18 protein-coding genes are annotated in these 19,610 nt (G+C 63.3%); 10 read left to right on the forward strand and 8 right to left on the reverse strand.

The annotated features are described in order from the left end of the window. Positions 1-5: 5 nt before the first annotated feature. The 6 genes from SOM10_RS04465 to SOM10_RS04490 form a co-directional block, all read right to left on the reverse strand. Positions 6-980 (reverse strand): DUF5996 family protein, encoded by a 975-nt coding sequence (locus SOM10_RS04465; protein WP_320488623.1) that lies wholly within the window; start codon positions 978-980, stop codon positions 6-8. 34 nt (positions 981-1,014) lie between these two features. Beyond that, on the reverse strand, positions 1,015-1,533 hold the full coding sequence (locus tag SOM10_RS04470; RefSeq protein WP_320488625.1) for a universal stress protein: 519 nt from the start codon (positions 1,531-1,533) through the stop codon (positions 1,015-1,017). A gap of 28 nt (positions 1,534-1,561) precedes the next feature. Continuing rightward, positions 1,562-2,368, reverse strand: coding sequence for an SDR family oxidoreductase (locus SOM10_RS04475; protein ID WP_320488627.1), 807 nt, complete (start codon positions 2,366-2,368; stop codon positions 1,562-1,564). An 86-nt stretch (positions 2,369-2,454) separates the two neighbouring features. Beyond that, positions 2,455-2,805, reverse strand: coding sequence for a UBP-type zinc finger domain-containing protein (locus SOM10_RS04480; protein WP_320488629.1), 351 nt, complete (start codon positions 2,803-2,805; stop codon positions 2,455-2,457). 152 nt (positions 2,806-2,957) lie between these two features. After that, positions 2,958-5,426 carry a carbohydrate-binding protein gene (locus SOM10_RS04485; RefSeq protein ID WP_320488631.1) on the reverse strand — a complete coding sequence of 823 codons (2,469 nt, stop codon included), beginning with the start codon at positions 5,424-5,426 and terminating at the stop codon, positions 2,958-2,960. Positions 5,427-5,806: 380 nt separating this feature from the next. Then, entirely contained in the window at positions 5,807-6,127 is a 321-nt protein-coding gene (locus tag SOM10_RS04490) for an L-rhamnose mutarotase (RefSeq protein WP_320488633.1), read from the reverse strand. A gap of 63 nt (positions 6,128-6,190) precedes the next feature. On the opposite strand from SOM10_RS04490, the gene SOM10_RS04495 reads away from it, so the two are divergent. From SOM10_RS04495 to SOM10_RS04525, 7 genes are all read left to right on the forward strand, one after another. After that, the gene (locus SOM10_RS04495) at positions 6,191-6,838 is read left to right on the forward strand and encodes a GntR family transcriptional regulator (protein WP_320488635.1); all 648 of its coding nucleotides are present in this window, start codon (positions 6,191-6,193) and stop codon (positions 6,836-6,838) included. Between the two features lie 75 nt (positions 6,839-6,913). Further along, positions 6,914-8,164: an ABC transporter substrate-binding protein gene (locus SOM10_RS04500; RefSeq protein ID WP_320488637.1), complete on the forward strand. Its 1,251-nt coding sequence runs from the start codon at positions 6,914-6,916 to the stop codon at positions 8,162-8,164. Between the two features lie 4 nt (positions 8,165-8,168). Continuing rightward, the gene (locus SOM10_RS04505; RefSeq protein WP_320488638.1) at positions 8,169-9,101 is read left to right on the forward strand and encodes a sugar ABC transporter permease; all 933 of its coding nucleotides are present in this window, start codon (positions 8,169-8,171) and stop codon (positions 9,099-9,101) included. Next, positions 9,098-9,928, forward strand: a complete 831-nt coding sequence (locus tag SOM10_RS04510; protein ID WP_320488639.1) for a carbohydrate ABC transporter permease — start codon at positions 9,098-9,100, stop codon at positions 9,926-9,928. Before SOM10_RS04505 ends, SOM10_RS04510 begins: the two co-directional genes overlap by 4 nt. Beyond that, entirely contained in the window at positions 9,925-11,847 is a 1,923-nt protein-coding gene (locus SOM10_RS04515; protein ID WP_320488640.1) for a hypothetical protein, read from the forward strand. The genes SOM10_RS04510 and SOM10_RS04515 overlap by 4 nt, the downstream gene beginning before the upstream one ends. Next, positions 11,847-12,629, forward strand: coding sequence for a ribonuclease activity regulator RraA (locus SOM10_RS04520; RefSeq protein WP_320488641.1), 783 nt, complete (start codon positions 11,847-11,849; stop codon positions 12,627-12,629). The genes SOM10_RS04515 and SOM10_RS04520 overlap by 1 nt, the downstream gene beginning before the upstream one ends. A gap of 40 nt (positions 12,630-12,669) precedes the next feature. Continuing rightward, on the forward strand, positions 12,670-13,605 hold the full coding sequence (locus SOM10_RS04525) for an aldo/keto reductase (protein WP_320488642.1): 936 nt from the start codon (positions 12,670-12,672) through the stop codon (positions 13,603-13,605). Positions 13,606-13,638: 33 nt separating this feature from the next. Here the strand turns inward: SOM10_RS04525 and SOM10_RS04530 are convergent, their stop codons facing one another. Then, positions 13,639-16,356 (reverse strand): HAD-IC family P-type ATPase, encoded by a 2,718-nt coding sequence (locus SOM10_RS04530; RefSeq protein ID WP_320488643.1) that lies wholly within the window; start codon positions 16,354-16,356, stop codon positions 13,639-13,641. A gap of 131 nt (positions 16,357-16,487) precedes the next feature. Next, complete coding sequence (locus tag SOM10_RS04535; RefSeq protein WP_320488644.1) at positions 16,488-16,886, reverse strand: nuclear transport factor 2 family protein; 399 nt, start codon at positions 16,884-16,886, stop codon at positions 16,488-16,490. 276 nt (positions 16,887-17,162) lie between these two features. On the opposite strand from SOM10_RS04535, the gene SOM10_RS04540 reads away from it, so the two are divergent. From SOM10_RS04540 to SOM10_RS04550, 3 genes are all read left to right on the forward strand, one after another. Continuing rightward, positions 17,163-17,735, forward strand: a complete 573-nt coding sequence (locus SOM10_RS04540) for a diguanylate cyclase (protein ID WP_320488645.1) — start codon at positions 17,163-17,165, stop codon at positions 17,733-17,735. A gap of 80 nt (positions 17,736-17,815) precedes the next feature. After that, complete coding sequence (locus SOM10_RS04545; protein ID WP_341850235.1) at positions 17,816-18,295, forward strand: GNAT family N-acetyltransferase; 480 nt, start codon at positions 17,816-17,818, stop codon at positions 18,293-18,295. Beyond that, on the forward strand, positions 18,292-19,296 hold the full coding sequence (locus SOM10_RS04550; protein WP_320488647.1) for a type I glyceraldehyde-3-phosphate dehydrogenase: 1,005 nt from the start codon (positions 18,292-18,294) through the stop codon (positions 19,294-19,296). The genes SOM10_RS04545 and SOM10_RS04550 overlap by 4 nt, the downstream gene beginning before the upstream one ends. Positions 19,297-19,610: the final 314 nt, after the last annotated feature.

The following is a 19,610-nucleotide window of genomic DNA, read 5'->3' on the forward strand; positions in this document are numbered from 1 at the left end:
AGGGCTCAGCTGCGGGACGCCCTGAGCGGCGCCGCAGTCGAAGCGCCCGAGATGCGCAGTAACGGATCAGTCACCCCATCGGGGCAGGACAGCCGATCGATGTCCCAGTTGGCAAGCATCGCACCGGCGCGGTAAGCGACCTCCCAGAACTCCAACGCAGCCATTCGGACGTCGCCAGTGCGCTGCGCCGCGGAGAGCGGGAACACCGCAAGGTGCTCGCCGCCTCGAGGCCGCCAGTTCGCGCCCTCGGGTAGCGCTTGGTCAGACAGTCCGTTTGGCTCCGGCGATGTGTACGCGTAGAACGCCGGCTCCGGTGTCTCTGCGTCACCGAACCACAAGCCCGAACTCATGACCTCGCGCGAATAGGCCTCTCGTGTGACGGGGTCGACGCCGCCGCCGTGCTCAACGATGGCGTCCGAGAACCGTGTCGCTGCGATGTCGAAGGTATGCCAGAAGTGGTGGACCGGACTCGTCTTTCCGGAGTATCGGCCGCAGAACTCCTCCAACAGGATGTTCACGTCGGCGAGCACCCGCCAGTAAGTTGCGGCAGCTGAAGGATCGTAGGAGCGATGTTCGTCGTCGACTCGAAACTGACGGTCGCTATCCGGGAGATCGAACGGGCGGGACAGCAATATGGGGAACGGGTCCGCACCCACCGCAAGCATCGCGTGGACGAGCGCATCGTGAAACTCTGCCACGCTCAGTCCCTGGAGAGAAAAGGAACTTCGAGACCCGTGATTCGTGGCCACGATCAAGCGGTGATCGATGAAGTCGAAGTCGATCGCAAACACCGGGTCTCGGCCCATCGGGCGAGTAGTGATACCCGAAGCCGTCACATGGAACGGTACATTCCACCAGTGATTTCGCCTCGGGCTGACGGCGAGGCGCAGCTTCCCTACGATCTGCAGGTACCTGTGGATCGTCTCTTTCGTGGGTTGCCATTCCGCATACGGGAGGACCACCTCATTCAGGGTCTCCATCACAGGCCCTTTCGGCGCCGCACGCTGGCATTTCTCATCCGTCGCGCTCGATATGCCAGGGGTGGATGACTCCTGTCGGAATCACGACGACCGGGCGGGACTGATGGCGAGTGAGGCGCAACGCCACGGAGCCGTCCAAGAATTCACGAACGGCGTCTCCGATGTCGCCGCGCCGAGTACCGACAATGAACATCGACGCGTGGTAGCGCTCAGCAAGATGATGCAAAGCCATCGCCGGATCACCGGCCACCTGGACCACGGTCCACTCGACACTTGTCTGCTCGAGAACTGACTTCGCCTCTCTGCGAACGATCTCAAGATCCGCTTCGCCGCGCCGAAGCGCCTCGAGTACAGGACGGACGTAGCCATCAGGATCGGGCAAGTCGATTTCGATGGTGGTATCGACATGCACGACCAGCAATGGCACATCCATCGCCTGAGCGAGAGCGCTTGCGTGATGGAGTACCGCGGGGTCGCCTCCGGGGATCGCGCCGGCAATCAGGACGCCCTGCTCCACGTCCTCCGGAAGAGGGGCCTCATGTTGTGTGGACATCATTCTTCCGATCTCTGGGGGTTCAATCTCACGGGAACGGCCAGCTCACATGCAACAGGTCTGGTTGAGCCGCGCGCGCAGTTTCGAGCCACTCCGAGATCGTCACGTCGGACAGCTGAGCGGACGGCCCCGGAAGGAATAGATCGTCCGTCGGAAGTTCTCCGAAGTACGTGGCGGAGGCGTCGGCGACGACCTGCCTATCGTCGAGAACCGAGGCGAGATCGAAGCGGATGAAGTCTTTCAGCCGGCCGCGTTGCGGACCTGCGACTTCGAGCACCCCGTTGCGAGGTTCAGACAAGGCGACCGTTGAGATCACCTTCGCGGCTTCCTCGACCGCCACTGGTTGGACCAGCGCATCGGGGACAGTCACCCGACCTTGACGCGTCGCGAACGCTGCGATGCTGCGGAGATACTCGAAGAACTGTGTGGAGTGAATGATCGTGTAGGGCACTCCAGATTCTGCGACGATTCGCTCCTGGAGAGCCTTCGCTCGGAAATAGCCGCCCTCGGAGTTCGCGAGTTTCTCGACCCCGACGATGGAGAGCACGATGTGATGCGAGACTCCCGCTGCACGTCCGTCATTCACCAGGTTCAAGCTCGACACCTCGAAAAATTCGAGAGCTGCCTCTTCATCGGTGTAGGAGGAGTTGGTGGCATCGATGACGACGTCCGCTCCATCAAGCGCTTCCTCAAGACCCGCGCGCGTGAATGAGTTCACCCCAGTGGCCCGAGACGCTACGACGAGGTCGACGGGCTGCTCGGAGAGCGTCCTTACCACTGCAGACCCAGCCAGTCCGGTGCCGCCGACAACGACGATCTTCTTCTTGTGCTCCATGATCTGACTATCCCGCAGCCGCTGATTGTCGGCGTAGGTCAATCGACTCGATTCGGTGCTCTCACCCGCTCACCGTCAATGACGATTCACGTGCCCTGGGCCCTCAGGATCTGCCTCCAGTCAGCGGGCACTCGACCGGCGGGCCCCGGGGCGGGCTGGTCATCGGGATGACTTTGGGGCGGAGCAAGGACCGGTCCGTCGACGTACTGCTCACTGTCGTAATTCCAGAACCACTCCTCCCCCGGCTCGAAGCTCTGGATCAGTGGGTGGCCCGTGGTCGCGGCATGAGCTGTCGCATGGCGATTCGGGGAGTTATCGCAGCATCCCACGTGGCCGCATGCCGCGCAGCGGCGGAGGTGCACCCACCACGAGCCCACATCGTCGCAGTCCACGCACCCCGTGCCGCTTGGGACCGCCTTCGGGTCGATATCTCTCATCCGGAAACCGTAGCCATGTCGGGTGCGGTCGGCGATAAGTCATTCGACTCGAGAGCGGCTCACAATCAGCTTCGAGCCAGTCGACGGCACCGATGAGCCCGGCGTCGAAGGCAGCCCCCGAACCCCTAGGTCCTGCGGCCGCGTCACCTCGACTAGCGCAACGCGATCCAATCGAGTGAACCCAGCTTTCGCCCGCCCGATGGAATGAGGTAGACGTCGTGGACTCCGGTGGTCGCTGTGACCGCGACCTCCTGCGTCTCGAACCGGACCGTGGATCCGGTGGACGTTGCGCTCAGGGTGCCGATCTTCGTCCCCAGAGGCGAGTCGAGCCGGATCGCGTACTTCGCCCCCGCGGCATCTGTTGCGAGGGACGCAGCGAACTCCGTGCGGCCAGCTCCGAAGTCGACGTCGCGGAACAGCAGCACGTTCGCACGGTCGATCCTCGTGACCACGACGCCGCTTCCCCCGCGGTCCGTCGAAGTCCCTATCCTGAGGGCCGCACTCTCCGCCTCGAGCTGCGTACCTGTGTTGAGGAATGAGAAGGCATCGACATCGCCGATGCCTGCCCAGCCGATCGAGCGGATGTAGACATCATGCACTCCAGAGGTCGGAACGATACTCGTGTACTGCTCCGAGAATCGGTCGAAACCACCTGTCGAATCGACACGGAAGTTCGCGATCACAGGACCATCCGCTGCATCGATTCGGACCTCGAAGGTCTGGTTCTCGTATGGGTCGTCGGTCGCGACGTTGAGGCGCATGAGGTCGCGCCCGGCGCCAAAGTCGATTCCGCTGTAGGACACCCAGTCGCCCCCGTCGAAGCTACCGACGACCGTGCCGCTCGCACCGGCCCTCGTCGACGTGCCTGATGACGCTGTGTAGGACTCAGCCTCGACCGTGCCGCCTACGAGCGTCGCCCCGGACCGCCAGGTTGGCGCTCCGAACTGGTACGCGCCCACTGTCGGCGCGGTGTCTGTGGACCCGTCCGAGTAGGGAGGGCGCGGGGTTGCGCCGTTGCGTGCGGAGGATCCTTCACCCACGGTGAAGTCATGCGTCGCCGGGTTCGTGAATTCGGCCTCCTGGTTGGGCAGGTTGGTTGTCAGGGTCACACCTGCTGCGTTGTCGACGTCGCCGAGGTTGTTCGTGACCTCGATGCCCTCGTACGTGCCGCCGAAGAGACTCAGCGCCTTGCGGTCGGTGCCGCTGGTGTTATTGATGACCTTCGTGCCTGAGGCGTGACCGCCGTTCGGATTGATCAACACGACCCCGTAGGTGGTTCGGTTCCACGTCACGTTGTCGGCAACCACTCCGTTGATGGTCTCCAGATCGAGGTAGACCCCTGGGGCGGGAGCAACAGTCGACACGGGCGCCGCATCGCGCATGGTGTTGTGGTCGATGAGAGTGTCGCCGAGGTCCACCCGGCAGCACACGTAAACCGCGCCCACGTCGTGCACGAGCTTTCCGTAGTGGCTCATGTCGTTGTACGCGATGCGGTGGCCAGAGGCGTCGTAGCCCGCAACCTTGTTGTCGATGTTGATGCTGCTGCGCCCCGTGCCGGCGATGGTGTTATGCATCACCGTGTTATCGGTACCCAACACGTTGACGCCGCCCGCGTAGCTGCCCATGTAGTCGGTATCGGTGATGACGTTGTTCAGGACGCTGTTGCGCTCCCCCGTCACGACGACGCCGTTACCGGCGCTGTACGCGATCGAAGAGTTGCGCAGGACGTTGTCCGAGCCGTGAAGCTGGATGCCGCTAGTTGTCTCTCCGGCGGTCAAGACATCGCAGGGGTCCGAGGGAGTGACCGTGTTGGGGTCGATCACGAGGTCGGCGTACTCAGAGACATACCGCGCGGAGAGTCCGTCGAGCACGACGTGGGACGTCGTTGACGAAGTGAGAATACTCGTGCCTTTCAGGCTGAGACCGATGACGTTTATGTGGGAGCGTGCAGAGAGGTCGAATCCGAACTCACGTTGCTTCGCCTCAATCTTGACGGAGGCGGGGTCGCCACCGGGAACTCGCACGTAAAGAGCATCTGCCTGATCGTCGTAGTGCCATTCCCGGTCACGCCCGATGAGGGAGAGCTTGCCCGAAAGTGCGTAGTAGTTCGTCGTGTTCGGGCTCAGGCCTACGCAGGCTGGCAGAGTGTTGACGGTCACGGAGCCCGGCGATGACGATGTCACTCGTCCCGTCTCGCTCACGAACCAGTTGTGCGACAGCAGCCGTGCACCGACCCAGTAGCCCTCGGGCTGCGACAGAGCATCATCGCCAAGCTGCGTCTGCGTACCCCAGTCGGCGTGTGCTTTCGCCGCGTGCGCCGGGTCATCGCCGGCGTGCGGCCAGGCAGCCTCCGGTGCCATAGCGTCATCGATGAAGATCTGCTGACCTGGAAGACCCGCGGGCAAGTCCACGTCCACGCGGAACACGGTGCCCCCTTCAACGGAGCTCGCGAACTCCGAGCCTTCGAGACTCGGATCGGCCACGACAAGATCCGCGAGGTCCGATGCGGTCACCGGCTCCCATCCGTCGAGCTGTTCAGAGCCGTCGATCACGACACGGGCACCCTCCGCAGCTTGGAAGGTGATCGGCAACATCGCGGTGCCGCTTCGCTGCGGTGTCACCGTCTCTCGATAAGTGCCCTCGCGGATCACACAGGTGTCACCCGCACGGGCGACATCGGCGCAGTGCTGGATCGTGCGAAACGGGGACGACGAGGAGCCGTCCCCTGCATCATCCCCCGATGTCGATACGTGGAGCGAGCTCCCGAGTACGCCGGCACTCGCTGCGGGAGCGATGACTCCGCCCAAGAGAGCGCCGGCTGCGACAGCACCCGCGGCTGCGAAGGCAACCATCCGTCGGATCTTCATTGATCTTTCCAATCGATAGTCGATTATGGCTGATCGAGATCAAACCACGTCGAGGCATCGTCGTCAATGCCCCAAGCCTTCACCGCACAGGGAGGCGCTCTGCACTGTGCCAGTACGTGTCGGGCGCTACAAGCTCACCCGAGGAGGGAATCCCACACCGGTGGCAGCGTCGACGAGCTGCCGTCGGCGTCGTCGACCAAGGCTGCGATAGCCGCATCCCATGCAGGGTCCACGAGCTCGCGGGATTCCATCCGCTCGACCATCCGATCGCGGCCGCCGCGGGTTTCGATCACGTGGAACAGAGTCTCGCCGTCCACCCAGATCCGCCACCGAACCAGCCCGCACGCGCTCAAGGCAGCGTGAAGTTCCTCAGGGATCCGAGAGTGCACGCGCAGGTACTCCGCAGCCACCCCCGCGCGCAGTCGTGTCCGATAGCCCTCGACCACCGCGCCCATGCCGTACCTCCTGATCGACTATCGCTAGTGTTGCAGGACCGCGCACGATGAGAGGGAGCAACAATGCCCGAAACGATGATCAGCAGAGGACTGTTGTCCGACCAGGTATACGAGATCATCCTCGCCTCGATCCTCGATGGCAGCCGCGCACCCGGAACCCGGGTCGTGGAGTCGGAAATCGCCCGGCAGCTCAGCATCAGCCAGGCTCCCGTCCGCGAAGCTGTAAAGCGCCTGGTCCATGCGGGCCTCGTTGAATCCGTGCCGCGCCACGGGAGCTTTGTGACCGAGATCTCCCCCCACGAGTTCGAGTTAGCGCGGACTATGCGCGCATCCATCGAGCGCGAGGCAGCAAGGATCGCCACCGAGGTGGCCACAAACACCGAGCTCGAGCAGTTGCGCGGGGTGGTCTCTCGGATGCAGCAGGCGATCGACGCCGACGACCGTGCGGCCTTTCGCGCGCTCGACGTCGAGTTTCACCGCAGCGTGATCGCGTCAACAGGCCGAGCTGTACTCGCCCGCCTCTGGGACACGCTCGAGCCGATGCTTGTGAGTCAGCGTGCGATCGGCGACCCCGGATATCTTGGCGACCGCAGTCGTGTGGTGTCCTGGCACAGCGACCTGATCCAGACGCTGGTCGACGGAGATGCAGACGCGGCAGCTGCAGCCTTCGCGGAGCACGCATCCGGTGCGCTCGACCATCCGAGCGCGTAGTTGCCATCGCTTGTGGTTTCGCGCTACATTGCAATCGCCTATCGATAGGCGATTGCATCTGATCAAGGAGGATTCATGCGACACAACACCCGAAGTGTCGTCGCGCTGATCGCCACCTCGGCTCTCGGAGCCGGGCTCTTGGCGGGCTGCTCGACGAGTGGCGGTGGCGGCGACAGCAGTGAGACCGAACTGCGCATTCTGGCGAACATCACACCCGTGCTGACCAAGGAGTACTACGAGAAACTCGTCCAGCCCTGGGTCGACGAGCACGAGGGAGTGACCGTCACGATCGAGGTCCCCAGCGGCGAGAACGTTCAGTCCACGCTGCAGCAGGAGTTGGCGTCCGGCGATATCCCCGACATCGTCGCGAGCAACCTCGACCCGGTGGTCGCACCTCAACTGCTCGCCTTCCCCGAGGAATCATGGGTGCTCGACACCCCGCTCGCACAGGAGAACGCGATTGACGGCAAGATCTGGCAGGTCGCTACAGGCGCGCAGATCCAGTCACTCGTCTTCTACAACAAGGACCTGTTCGCCGCCGCAGGAGTCACCGAAGCCCCGACCAGCGTCGATGACTTCACGGCGGCGCTGAAGGCTGTCAAGGCCGCGGGCGGTGTCACCCCGCTGGGCACCGCTGGAGAGTGGGTCACCGGCGCACAGTTTGCGATGATGTCGAACCCGGCATTGCTCGAATCGGGTGACTTCTACACTGAGGTGACCGACGGCGACGCGTCCTTCGCGGACAGCCCCTACGCTGACTTCCTGGAGGCGTACTCCGGTTGGATCGCTGACGGCATGGTCGATCCCGCAGCCCTCGGTCTGAAGTACCAGGACTCGATCGATGCTTTCACGAGCGGAACCTCGGCCTCAATCGTCATGGGCAACTGGCTTGTCCCTTCGATCGACGAGGCTGGCGTCGACTTCGAGGTCGGCGTGTTTGCCGCCCCGTCGCTCACGGGAGACACAGCTCCCCAGATGAGCGGGCCCGCGCAGCCGTACTCGATCCTTGAGGGGTCCGAGAACAAGGAGCTCGCACTTTCGCTCGTTGAGTATCTGGTCACCGACGAAAAGGCCGTGACAACCTCCCTCGAGTCGGAGGGCAACTTCCGTCAGGGGTACACCTACGAAGGCAGTCCGCTGAACCAGGAGGTCGGAGCGATCCTCGACGCTGCACCTGGCCTTGTGATCGGCACCTCTGGTCCCGGCATTCCCGGAGGTTTTGGCGACGAGCTGAACAAGCAGGTTCAGGCGCTTTATGTGGGCACGACCCCTGCCGATGCTGCCGCCGCCCTTGACGCGTGGTGGGGCCTCAATGCCACGCAATGACGTATTGACCGAGGTCGACGAGGGGATCTCCTCGTCGGCCTCGGCCGCGCGGAGGCGGCGCCGTGAACGGATGGAGTTGTTGACGGACGCGGTGATGATTGGACCGGCGCTTGCGCTGGTCGCCCTCTTCGTGCTCATTCCTATCGCAATCGCCGCCTACCTGAGTTTCACCGACTGGGACGGATTCACGATCCCGCCGTCCTGGATCGGTACTCGCAACTATGAACGGCTCCTGCAGGACCCTGAGGTCTTCCACGCGGCGACGTACACCGGCGTGATCGCCGTCGTCGGCACTCTCGCGTGCAATGCACTTGGCCTCGGCATCGCGTTGCTCCTCAACCGCAACTCGCGGGTGAACACAGTGATGCGGGTTCTCGTCTTCTCGCCGTATGTGATCGGCCCCATCATTCTGGGCTTTCTCTGGGCCTCGATCCTTGGCACCAACGGTGCCGTCAATTCCCTGTTGACGTCCCTCGGCGTCGACCGGGTGCCATTTCTCGCGGATCCGACGTGGGCAATGGTCACGACAGTCCTCGTCATCATCTGGGCGAGCTTTGGTCTCAACGTCATCCTCTACCTTGCGGGTCTTCAGACCCTCGATGCGTCGCTACTCGAAGCCGCGACGATCGACGGCGCCGGCCCCTGGGCAACGTTCTGGCGGGTCAAGCTCCCGGTGCTCGCCCCCACCGTGACCCTCAACATCGTGCTGGCAGCCATCGGTCTGCTCCGCGTTTACGAGATCGTGCTCGCGCTCACGGCCGGCGGGCCCGCGGGCACGACCCAGACCGTGGTCTTCACGATTCTCACCACGTCGTTCAGTCGCTCCCAGCTCGGATACGGTGCAGCCCAGTCGGTCGTCCTCATGATGGTCATCATCGTTGTCACCGTGGCGCTCACGCAGCTACGCCGTCGGAGCGAGGAGGCGGTGTCCGCATGATGGCCCGTCGCATTGCCTGGCTCGTCGCCGTCCTCGCCCTCGTCGCCCTCATGGGCGCCCCGCTCTATCTGCTCATCTCGAACGCATTCAAGACAGAGGACGACATCCTCGGTGCACCCTTCGCACCGCCAGCCCAGGGCTTCACGATAGACAACTTGCTTGCCGCAGCAACGTCGACGGACTTCAACGTGATCGCCGCATACGGCACGACCGCGTTCCTCGTTGTGATCGTGAATGTCCTCTCCATTCTCGTCACCGGGCCGGCTGCCTACGCGATCGCACGGGGCACCCGGCGCATCCACCGCACCGTCATGCTCGTGATGCTCGCCGGTCTCTTTATTCCGAGCCAGACCATCGTGATCCCGGTTATCTATGTCCTCAAGACCGTGGGGCTCATGGGCACCATGCCCGGGCTCATCCTTTTCCAGACTGCACTCACGATCCCGACGACACTGTTCTTGTTCACGGCATACGTGCAGAGCATCCCGCGCGAGCTCGACGAGGCCGCGCGCATCGACGGGGCATCGAGAATTGGGACATTCTGGCGGGTGATCTTCCCCTTGATGGCGCCCGCGATCGCCACCGCAGTGGTGCTGAATGCGGTGGGTGTCTGGGCAGACTTCGTCAATCCGCGGATCATCCTTGGACCGGGATCCGGACTGTACACGGTGACGACCGGCGTCTTCGCCGCGATCAGCAAATACTCCACCGACTACACGCTCGTGTACTCCAACATGCTCCTCGCCGTCGTGCCGGTCATTGTGTTCTACGTAGTCCTGCAAAAGCGCATCATCGGCGGCCTCACTTCAGGGGCGGTGAAGGGATGACGCGCATCACGGCATCCGTCCCGCTTCGCGGCATACCGCGATGGGCCCTCCTTGAGCGCGAGCTCCTACGCCTCCTCGATCTCGGTTGGCGTCGGTTCGAGGAGCGCTTCTGCGAGCCCGACGGCAGCCTCCGCTACAACGGGAGCATGTACGGCCGCGATGGCGTAGATGACTTCTACGAGCCGTTCTTCAACTGGCCGGCGCTGTACCGACTTGGCGGAGCAGATGATCTCCTCGACGCAGCGAAGCGGCACTGGGAGGGAATCACGTCCCAGATGACCGCGTTCGGCTTTGTCCGAGACGAATACGAGGTCGGCTATGACTGGTTCCATCAGGGCGAGTCACTGTCCTTGTTCCTCGGCATCTGCGCCGCCGACCCGGCTGACTTGTTGTTCCGCGAGCGAGCGAGAAGATTTGCCGGGTACTACCTCCCCGACTCCCCCACCGGAAACTACGATTCCGCCTCACGGATGATCGTGGCTCCCCACACCGGAGCCGGCGGCCCACGCTGGGGCGTAGGCGAAGACTGGGCGGAGTACAGCGCGGACCAGCCGGGGATGGAGATCTACGGACTGCCCCTGCTGGACGTTGAGGGTGTTAGCTCTTGGGACGATCTCCGTGCGCCGGGCGCCGCCGCACGGATGGGCGCCTCCATGCAAGAGCGAATGGGGCGCGGTGACACCGCCGTCAACCTCACCGCGACGACGCTCGCCACCAACGCCTGGCTCTACGACCACGACGACCGGTACCGCGATTGGGCGCTCGACTACATCGACGCGTGGCGCGAACGAGCCGCGGCGAACGACGGCGTGCTCCCCGACAACGTGGGGCCCAGCGGTCAGGTCGGAGAGCTCCACGGCGGAGCCTGGTACGGCGGGCACTACGGCTGGTCATGGCCCCACGGTCTTCACACCATCGCCAGTGCCGCCACGGTCGCGGCACTCAACAGCGTCGTGCTGTCCGGAGAAACGGGGCGGCTAGACCTTGCCCAAGGACTGCTGGACACAGTGCTGGCTCACGCCGTGACATGGGATCGAATCGCCACGCGGGGTAGCCTCGGTCCCGGCTGGGCTGAACGTCTGGGCGCCGACGACGACGCCACCGAACTCCTCGTCCCCTACCGCTATGGACCGCACGGCTGGTTCGACCACCACCCCGTGCCGATCGAAACGGCGATGTGGCTTGACTGGATCGGTCACGCGGCCGAGGCCCGCGATCTGCTCGATCGCATCCGCACGTCGTCCAGCACCGACTGGCGCGAGGTGCGGTGGTTCCACGACAAGGAGGAGCAGGGGCACGAGGCGCCCTGGCTCGAGTTCCTCGACGGCCGCAACGAGGACTACCCCGAAAAAGCGCTGGACATGGCGATCGGTCAGGTCCTGCGCCGGCTCGCGCTGATCGATCGAGCCGACGAAACGCCGGCCGACGGTGACATCCATTTCTGGCAAAGGCTCAACCCGGTCGTAACTGAGGTCCTCACCCAACTCGTGACCGGAGCACCGCCAGCTGTCTATTACGGCGGACTTCCCTTCGCTCGGGTGATCATTGCAGACGCGCAGCGCGGGAGACCGGGACTACCGGAGGATGTTGCGGCCCTCGTCCGCCGCGCCGGCGAAGATTCGGTCTCGCTCGAACTTGTGAATGTCGGCGACTACGACCGCGAGGTCGAGGTGACCGCCGGGTCGTTCGGCGAAGACCACATCGCCTCGGTCGCGTTCGATCGGGGAGGGAACTACCCCGGCGATCCGCACGACTACACAATTCCGCGCCCTTCCATCTCTTACGACGTTCGCCAGATAGATGGCCCTCGCCTGACCGTCTCGCTGCCCCCTCGTACGCGTATCACCCTCGAACTCGCGATCGCACGCCGCGTATATCGCGCCACCCACCAGCTCATCCGCTCGACACAGGAGAACTAATGAACACCGCAACCGAGAACCTCTCGAACGTCTGGCCGCTGCCTGTCCGGGGCGATACTTTCGACCGCGCGGACGCCGACATCATCGACCGTATGAACATCATCAGCGCGGCGACAGCCTGCGCGAAGCTCAACGGCATGGGCATCACCCGAACCGCCGTGCAGGGACCGATGCCGTTTGAACGCGGGAGCCGTGTCGTCGGCTCCGCGCTCACCTTGCAGTTCATGCCCCAGCGCGAGGACATCGCGAGCGGTGTCGATCAGGAGTACATCGAACGCCACACTGCACTGTGGGAAGTCCTTGAAACCGTGCAGGAGGGCGACGTGCTGGTTGTCCAGGCATACGGCAGCGCGTTCACTGGCTGCTTCGGTGACATGCTCGTCCGCTACTTCAAGCGTCGCGGAGGAGCGGGGATCGTCGTCGACGGCCGAATCCGAGACGCAGCACGCGTCCGCGAGCTGGGCGTGCCCATCTGGTGCACGGGAACGACCCCACACTATGCGTCGCAGACAGACCTGTTCCCATGGGCATACGACGTTCCTGTCGCAGTGGGTGGGGTACTCGCTCTCCCCGGCGACGTCGTGGTCGCCGACGACGACGGCGCTGTGATCGTGCCACAGGGAAAAGCCCTCGAACTGGTGAAGTCAGCCGAGGATCACGAGAACTGGGAGGTCTTCAGCCGGATGCGTCTCGAACAGGGCGCCCGGCTCTCGGACTACTATCCGTTGTCTGCCAACAGCCGCGCGGAGTACGAGGCTTGGCGAGACAGCCGCACTGCTTGAGCGGGTTCGCCGTGACGACGCGCCTGGGGGGCGAGAACCAATGAAGTCGAATGCGATCGGCGTTACCGGCGTCGCGGTCACTGAGATGGGGCTCGGGACGGCTCAATTCGGAGACCTCTACGACTCGTTCGACCAGGACGAGGCGGACGCCATCGTGCAGAGTGCTCTGAGCAACGGTATCCGCCATTTCGACACCGCCCCCCACTACGGACTCGGGCTGTCGGAATGCCGGCTCGGTCGAGCGCTGGTGGGAGTGGACAGGGCCGAGATCGTTGTGAGCACCAAAGTCGGCCGCATCATCGAAGGCGTCGGAGCCGCAGCCTATCGCCGGTGGGACTTCACTTCGGACGGAGTGTCACGATCGCTCGATTCCTCGCGAGATCGCCTCCGATTGGATGACATCGACATCGCCTTCATTCATGACCCGGACGAACACGTCGATCAAGCAATCTCAGAGGCAGCACCGGCTCTCGAGCGAAAGCGCGCTTCTGGAGAGGTGGGCGCCATCGGGGTGGGAACCAAGGATGTCGCCACACTCCTGCGGTTCGTGCGCGAGAGCGACATCGACGTCGTCATGGTGGCAGGCCGACTGACGCTGTTGGATCGAACCGCACTCGACGAACTGATTCCTGAGTGCCTTGCCCGCGGAGTCGCCGTCATGTCGGCGGGCGTCTTCAACAGCGGCATTCTTGCCTCACCCACCCCCGACCGATCGTCGCATTTCGAATACGCGAAGCCCTCTCATGCAATCGTGACGCGAGCTCGCAAGCTGGCATCGATTGCCGCTCGCCACGGATTTACGCTCCCGGAAGCAGCTGTGGCGTTCGCGCGCCGACCGGCACCTCCCGTTGTTTCCGTCGTGGTTGGCGTCGACGCAGCTGCGCAGGTTCCGTCCAATGCGGCGCTGCTCACCTGCGATGGTGACGCAGAGGGCCTTTTCGCTGAGCTCGACGACTTGTTCGCCAGGGAAGGCTGATCGTCAGGTCAGCCTGGCTGCCGCGCGTTGCCATCAACGGTATGTGCGAGGCGCCCGGTGTCTCCGGGCCGCCCGAGCGATCGCCTTCTCCACTTCCACAATCAGGAAGATCGCTACAGCGAGCGAGAGGGCGATGCCCCATTCTCGCCATGTGAGTGGTGCCGTGTGAAACCACTCCTGCATAGCTGGCACGTACGTGAAAGCGAGCTGAAGCAGGAGCAGGATACCGACAGATACCCAGACGACTGGGTTGCCGCGGAGCGCACGAAGGGAGAAGCTCGAGACGCGCAAGAATCGTGAGTTGAACAGGTACGCAACCTGTCCGAGAACGAGCACGGTCACCGCGCTGGTCTGCGCAATGGCGAACGACGACCCAGACCCCAACTCCACGAAGAAGATGCCGATCGACGCCGCTGTGATCAGTAGCGTCACGACCGTGATCCGCGCGATGAGGATTCCGTCGATCATCGAGGATGTGACGGCTCGAGGCGGCCGGGACATCAGCCCTTGTTCGGCCGGCTCGTATGCGAGAGCCAGGGAGAGAGTAATGGCGGTCACAAGATTCACCCACAGCACCTGAGTCGGCTGAAGCGGCGGAACGAACCCGATGATGACCGCTGTCAGAACTATCAGCGCTTGGGCGAAAGTCGTCGGCAGGATGAACATCAGTGACTTCTGGATGTTGTCGAAGATGCGCCGCCCCTCGGCTACCGCCCGCTCGATCGTGGCGAAGTCGTCGTCGGCGAGGACGATGTCTGCCGCCTCTTTCGTTGCTTCGGTCCCGTTGATGCCCATCGCGATGCCAATGTCAGCACGGGTGAGAGCAGGGGCATCGTTCACACCGTCCCCCGTCATCGCAACCACCTGACGTCGCGACTGCAACGCACGAACGATTCGTATCTTGTGCTCCGGATTCGTACGAGCGAAGACATCCACGGTCGGTGCGATATCTGCAAGATCAACATCCGACATCCCCTGCAGCTCGGCGCCGGTCACCACCCGCGGAAAAGACCGCCCCGCGATACCGAGCTCCGCCGCGATCGCGGATGCAGTTGATGCGTGGTCTCCGGTGATCATCGTGACCCGAATGCCTGCCTCTCGGCAGCGACGGATCGCCTCGATCGCCTCGGCGCGTGGTGGATCCGCGATCGCGACAAGTCCCAACAGTGTGAGACTGTGCACGTCCCCAAGCTCTATGGTCGACGCTCCGTATGAGGGAGCAGCAGCAGCAGCGAGGACTCTCAACCCCTGACGACCCAACGAGTCCACCGCGTCGTCCCACTCTTCTCGTCGGAGAGGCGTCTTCCCCCCATTCGCGTCGAGTTGGTACGCGCATCGATCGAGGAGTCGATCGGGCGCCCCCTTCGCTATCAGGTGCACGCTGCCGTCCGGAGAGCGGTCGAGCACAGCCATGAGCTTGTTCTTGGAGTTGAACGGTAGCTCGGCCGTCCGTTGGTATCCCTCCCCCGTGAACTCCGCTTTGCGCGCGAGCACCACCAAGCTTCCTTCTGTGGGCGCACCGACGACTGACCAGCCATCGTCAGTCTTCTGGACGGCTGCGTCCGTGCAGCGGGAAAGAGCGATCACGAGTTCGTGCAGGTCGCGACGCTCATGGAAGGAAGCGGCCTCCCCCGAGTGCTCTGAGACCGCGTGGCCTTCGGGGCTGTACCCGACCCCTGTGATCGAGTACCGACCCACCGATGTGACGAGCGAGCGCACTGTCATCTCGTTGTACGTCAGAGTTCCGGTCTTATCCGAGCAGATCGTCGTCACCTCGCCGAGCGTCTCGACAGCCGTGAGTTTCCGCGTGATCGCGTTGCGCTGGGCCATCTGCCGCACGCCGAGAGCGAGTGTGATCGTGACGATCGCCGGCAGCCCTTCCGGGACTGCAGCTACGGCGAAAGTGATCGCAGAGTCGAGCAGCTGTTCCGGCCCGTCACCGTGCAGCAGCAAACCGACAACCGTCATCACTCCCGCCAGCACCAGGATAAACGCTGCGATCCGTTTGCCGAGGCGATCGAGCTGCCCCGTCAGAGGAGTCCCGAGGGGATCCGCTTCGTCGATGAGAGTTTGGATCCGACCGAGCTCCGTGTCGCTTCCCGTAGCCGCAACCATGCCGATTCCTGTACCGGCGCCCACAACCGTTCCAGAGAACGCCATCCCGACGCGATCACCGATCACCGCTCCGATAGGCACAGCCCCCGTCCCCTTGACCGCGAGTACCGATTCGCCGGTGAGGGGGGACTCATCGATCTCCAAGCCTTCGACGGTCAAAAGGCGCAGATCGGCGGGCACGCGATCGCCCGGGCGAAGACGCACTATGTCTCCCGGCACAAGTTCCTCGGCGACTACGTCCGACCATTCACCATCTCGCAGCACTGTCGCATGCAAGGAGAGCATCCGTCGGATACCGGCGAGTGCGCGCTCGGCCTGGCCCTCCTGAAGGAAACCGATGAGCCCCGTGGCGAGGGCGACGACGAAGATCACCCAGAAATCGATCCAATCCCGGTAGACCGCCTTCACGACAGCCGATGCGAGCAGGATGTAGATGAGAATGTTGTTGAAGTGGCCGAGGAATCGCAGGACAGGGCTTCGTCTTCTGGCCTCAGGAAGCCGGTTCGGCCCGAAGCTCCGCTGTCTCGCAATCACTTCGTCCTGGCGGAGCCCATCGCGAGAGACCTCGAGGACTCGGAGCACCTCCTCAGGAGAGCGAGCGTACGACTGATCCTGGGATTCGTGCTGGGTTGCCATCATCTCTCCTCGACCGCAGCCCACTCAGTAGTGGACACCACTCACTTTGGACGAAAAACGCGCATGCGTCTTCGGGTCACATGACTCATCGATTGCCCGTTGCGCAACGCGCGCTGTTCATGCGCGAGGGGTCATACATGCACCTGATGCCACTCGCTGATGAGCTCGCCGCTGATCTGGAAGCTGGAGAAGCCCATCAGGTTCTGCACGGGAACCCCGATGAGACCTATGCGCATCGCGTGCTCGACGAGAATCACCCCCTCCCCCACCAGTAGCGACTCGACTTCGATCACGAATGTCTCGAACGCACCGCGCACCTGCTCACAGACGCGCGCGACGGCGTCGCGACCGACAGCCCCATGACACAGGGAAGGACGGTACACCACATCGGGGTGCAGGAAGGCAGCGATCGAAGCCGTGCCTTCAGCATCGCGAGGTGCAGCGTTGAATGTCGCCAGGAAATCCCTGACGATTAGTTCACGCTCCAGTCGGCAGATCGCCCCGCCGTCTGGCTCTCTCGTCGGATCCACTTCGACCCCTTCCGTTAGGCATTCAGGCTCGCGTCCGCGGCGTGCGAAGTCAGCAGTCAGATGACTCGAAGTCGACCCAGCGCGCTACTCACTCGTCTTCACTGACCGGCGCAATCAGGGCACTCACTCACAACACCGGGCGATGACTTGAGTAGTTCTGGGTCGAATGACTCTTCGCTTCTCTCATCGACTGAAGCAGTCTGTGAGCAGCGCAGTTTGCCCAGCCCTCGCTGTCGACATGCGCGAAGCGATGATGCCTACAGAAGGAGAAAGCTCATGACATCGATCCTGATTCTTGGCAACGGAAACATGGCCAGCGCCATCAGCGAGTTTCTGGCGAGAGCGTCTGTCGAAACCAAGGCCGTCGGCCGTGGCGAGGAGTGGGATGCTTCAGGCTTCGATGCTGTCCTCCTGGCTGTTCCCCACACCGCGCACGAACACATCATCAGAGATCACAGCGAAGCTCTCGCGGGCAAGATCGTCATCGACATCAGCAACCCCGTCACCTTCGACCCGCTTGCTCGGGTACGCGCCCCGCAAGGGAGCGCGGCTGCCGCTCTCGCTGAGGCGCTGCCCGACAGCCGGATCGTCAAGGCATTCAACACCAACTACGCCGGTCATCTGAAGGCCGCAGGTATCGACGACCAGCCGCTCACGGTGCTTGCTTCATCCGATGACCGCGATGCCGCGGCATTTGTCCTCGATATGGCGAGCCGTGCTGGGGCAGAGACATTTGACGTCGGCAGCCTTGACCGCGCCGAGGCACAGGAGGCGTTGTGCTACCTCCAGATGGCGATCACCTTCTCTGAAGCCAATGCCACCGAGGGCGGATTCGTCTTCATCGGGTGACCCGCTGCCTCATGACCGGCGGTCGACATCCACGATGCGCGGTCGATTGAAACCGATCCCCTGAAGAATGGACGCGAATGATGAGCACGCAACAGAACAGCGGCGAGAGCGAAGGCTCCGAATCCGCAGTCCACACAGCCGAGGACAGGTTCCTTCGGGACGGCCTGGCGGACCTTCGCAGGGACAGTCTTCGCGACGTCGATCTGCCCTCGGTGGACGCGGAGTTCGAGATGGTCGTGCACCGCGACGACGTTCGACGTCACTACGTGGCCAGCCTCGACGAGCTCGAGGTCGCGTCGATCGCGTTCAAGCAGATGGGTAACCGGGTCGTGATCCTCTCAACGACGGTTGTTCCGGAGTTCCGAGGGCGAGGTATCGCTGTAGAGCTCATCGCTTACGCCCTTGACGACGTGCGCGATCGCGGTCTGCTCGTCACCATCTACTGTCCCCTGGTTTCTGCCTACATCAACCAGAATCCGGAATATGGGGACCTGGTCGACGCGAAACATCCGGGACATACACCCAGCGACCACCTCCTCACTCGAAGGATCACATCATGAAGAACATCGCCGTCTACGGTTTCGGACGTATCGGCCGCCAGCTTGTGCGCAGCGCCGTGCAGAACGACCTCTTCCTCCCGAGCGTCGTCTGTGACATTGCTTCGGCCGGTGACCTCGCCGCGCTCCTTGAGGTGGACACGAACTACGGGCGGTGGCCAGGTGTCGCCTCAGACGACGACGCGTCCATCTCCATCGACGGTAGACGAATCACATACATCAACTCCCGCGAGGGCATGCCGGACTGGAACGCGCTCGGCATCGATCTGGTCGTCGATTGCACCGGCCGCGGCGTCACCCGGGAAGCGGCTGAGCGGCATCTCGCAAACGGAGCCGAGCGCGTGCTGATCAGCGGCCCGAGCAAGACTGCTGCGGATTGCGACGCCGTGCTGCTACCGGGCATCAACCTGGACGACTACGACAGCGGTGCGCACAAGATCATCAGCATGGCCAGTTGCACCACCAACGCACTTGCGGCCGTTGTCAAGGTTCTCCTCGAGTCCACGGGCATCCGCTTCGGTGTCTTCTCGACTGTCCATGCCTACACGAACACTCAGTCGCTGACGGACCAGCCGATGAAGTCCAGGAGAGACTCCTGGGCCGGCGCGGAGAACATCACCCCTTCCTCTTCCGGCGCTGCGAAGGCCCTGGGATTCATCTGGCCGGATCTGCAGATCACCGGCAAGGCCTATCGGGTGCCCGTCCGCACCGGCAGCATCGTGGAGCTCAACGTGATTCCGGAGCACGAGATCGCGACGGAGGATCTTCGCGACGCGTTCCGCAGAGCTGCGACCGCGGGCCCCCTCCGCGGCATCCTTGATGTGTTCGAAGACGAGTGGACCTCGGCCCGCATCGTCGGAGATCCGCATTCCTCGATCGTGGACCTTCCGCTGACCCAGTCATTCAACGGCATGGTTTCCGTGGCGGCTTGGTATGACAACGAGGCCGGATTCTCGATGCGTCTTGCTGAGACAGCAGCCCGCTTGGCGTCCACCGAAATCTGAGCGGAACGCACCTGCATCGCTGTGACTGGCTGAGTCGCGGAGGCCGTGCATCGAGCTCCGCGGCACTGCTCTTTGCAGACGCACGCACTCCCGCGATCCCGCTCGAGCACTGCCTAGGCGCCCGGCACCTACTCAGCCTCATCTCACTTCAACGTCTGGCCCATTGGCCACGATAAGACCACTTATCCCGACTATCGGCGCGAACCCGCTTCCTCGGGATGATGATGCTCGCGGCTGGCTGCAATGGGCACACTCGCGGCAACCACCCGTGCGGTGAGTGCGGACGTTAGAGCTCAGTGCAGTGGGCGAGCATG

The organism is Microbacterium sp. CFBP9023, from assembly GCF_034045055.1.
In the GTDB taxonomy this organism is placed as follows: Bacteria; Actinomycetota; Actinomycetes; order Actinomycetales; family Microbacteriaceae; genus Microbacterium.

Bases quoted from the DNA above. Each gene is read 5' to 3' on its own strand.
- SOM10_RS04475 (WP_320488627.1), bottom strand. From the start codon at position 2,368: ATGGAGCACAAGAAGAAGATCGTCGTTGTCGGCGGCACCGGACTGGCT.
- SOM10_RS04530 (WP_320488643.1), bottom strand. From the start codon at position 16,356: ATGGCAACCCAGCACGAATCCCAGGATCAGTCGTACGCTCGCTCTCCT.
- SOM10_RS04545 (WP_341850235.1), top strand. From the start codon at position 17,816: ATGAGCACGCAACAGAACAGCGGCGAGAGCGAAGGCTCCGAATCCGCA.
- SOM10_RS04510 (WP_320488639.1), top strand. From the start codon at position 9,098: ATGATGGCCCGTCGCATTGCCTGGCTCGTCGCCGTCCTCGCCCTCGTC.
- SOM10_RS04490 (WP_320488633.1), bottom strand. From the start codon at position 6,127: ATGGGCGCGGTGGTCGAGGGCTATCGGACACGACTGCGCGCGGGGGTG.
- SOM10_RS04540 (WP_320488645.1), top strand. From the start codon at position 17,163: ATGACATCGATCCTGATTCTTGGCAACGGAAACATGGCCAGCGCCATC.
- SOM10_RS04495 (WP_320488635.1), top strand. From the start codon at position 6,191: ATGCCCGAAACGATGATCAGCAGAGGACTGTTGTCCGACCAGGTATAC.
- SOM10_RS04465 (WP_320488623.1), bottom strand. From the start codon at position 980: ATGGAGACCCTGAATGAGGTGGTCCTCCCGTATGCGGAATGGCAACCC.
- SOM10_RS04480 (WP_320488629.1), bottom strand. From the start codon at position 2,805: ATGAGAGATATCGACCCGAAGGCGGTCCCAAGCGGCACGGGGTGCGTG.
- SOM10_RS04520 (WP_320488641.1), top strand. From the start codon at position 11,847: ATGAACACCGCAACCGAGAACCTCTCGAACGTCTGGCCGCTGCCTGTC.
- SOM10_RS04550 (WP_320488647.1), top strand. From the start codon at position 18,292: ATGAAGAACATCGCCGTCTACGGTTTCGGACGTATCGGCCGCCAGCTT.
- SOM10_RS04470 (WP_320488625.1), bottom strand. From the start codon at position 1,533: ATGTCCACACAACATGAGGCCCCTCTTCCGGAGGACGTGGAGCAGGGC.
- SOM10_RS04515 (WP_320488640.1), top strand. From the start codon at position 9,925: ATGACGCGCATCACGGCATCCGTCCCGCTTCGCGGCATACCGCGATGG.
- SOM10_RS04500 (WP_320488637.1), top strand. From the start codon at position 6,914: ATGCGACACAACACCCGAAGTGTCGTCGCGCTGATCGCCACCTCGGCT.
- SOM10_RS04525 (WP_320488642.1), top strand. From the start codon at position 12,670: ATGAAGTCGAATGCGATCGGCGTTACCGGCGTCGCGGTCACTGAGATG.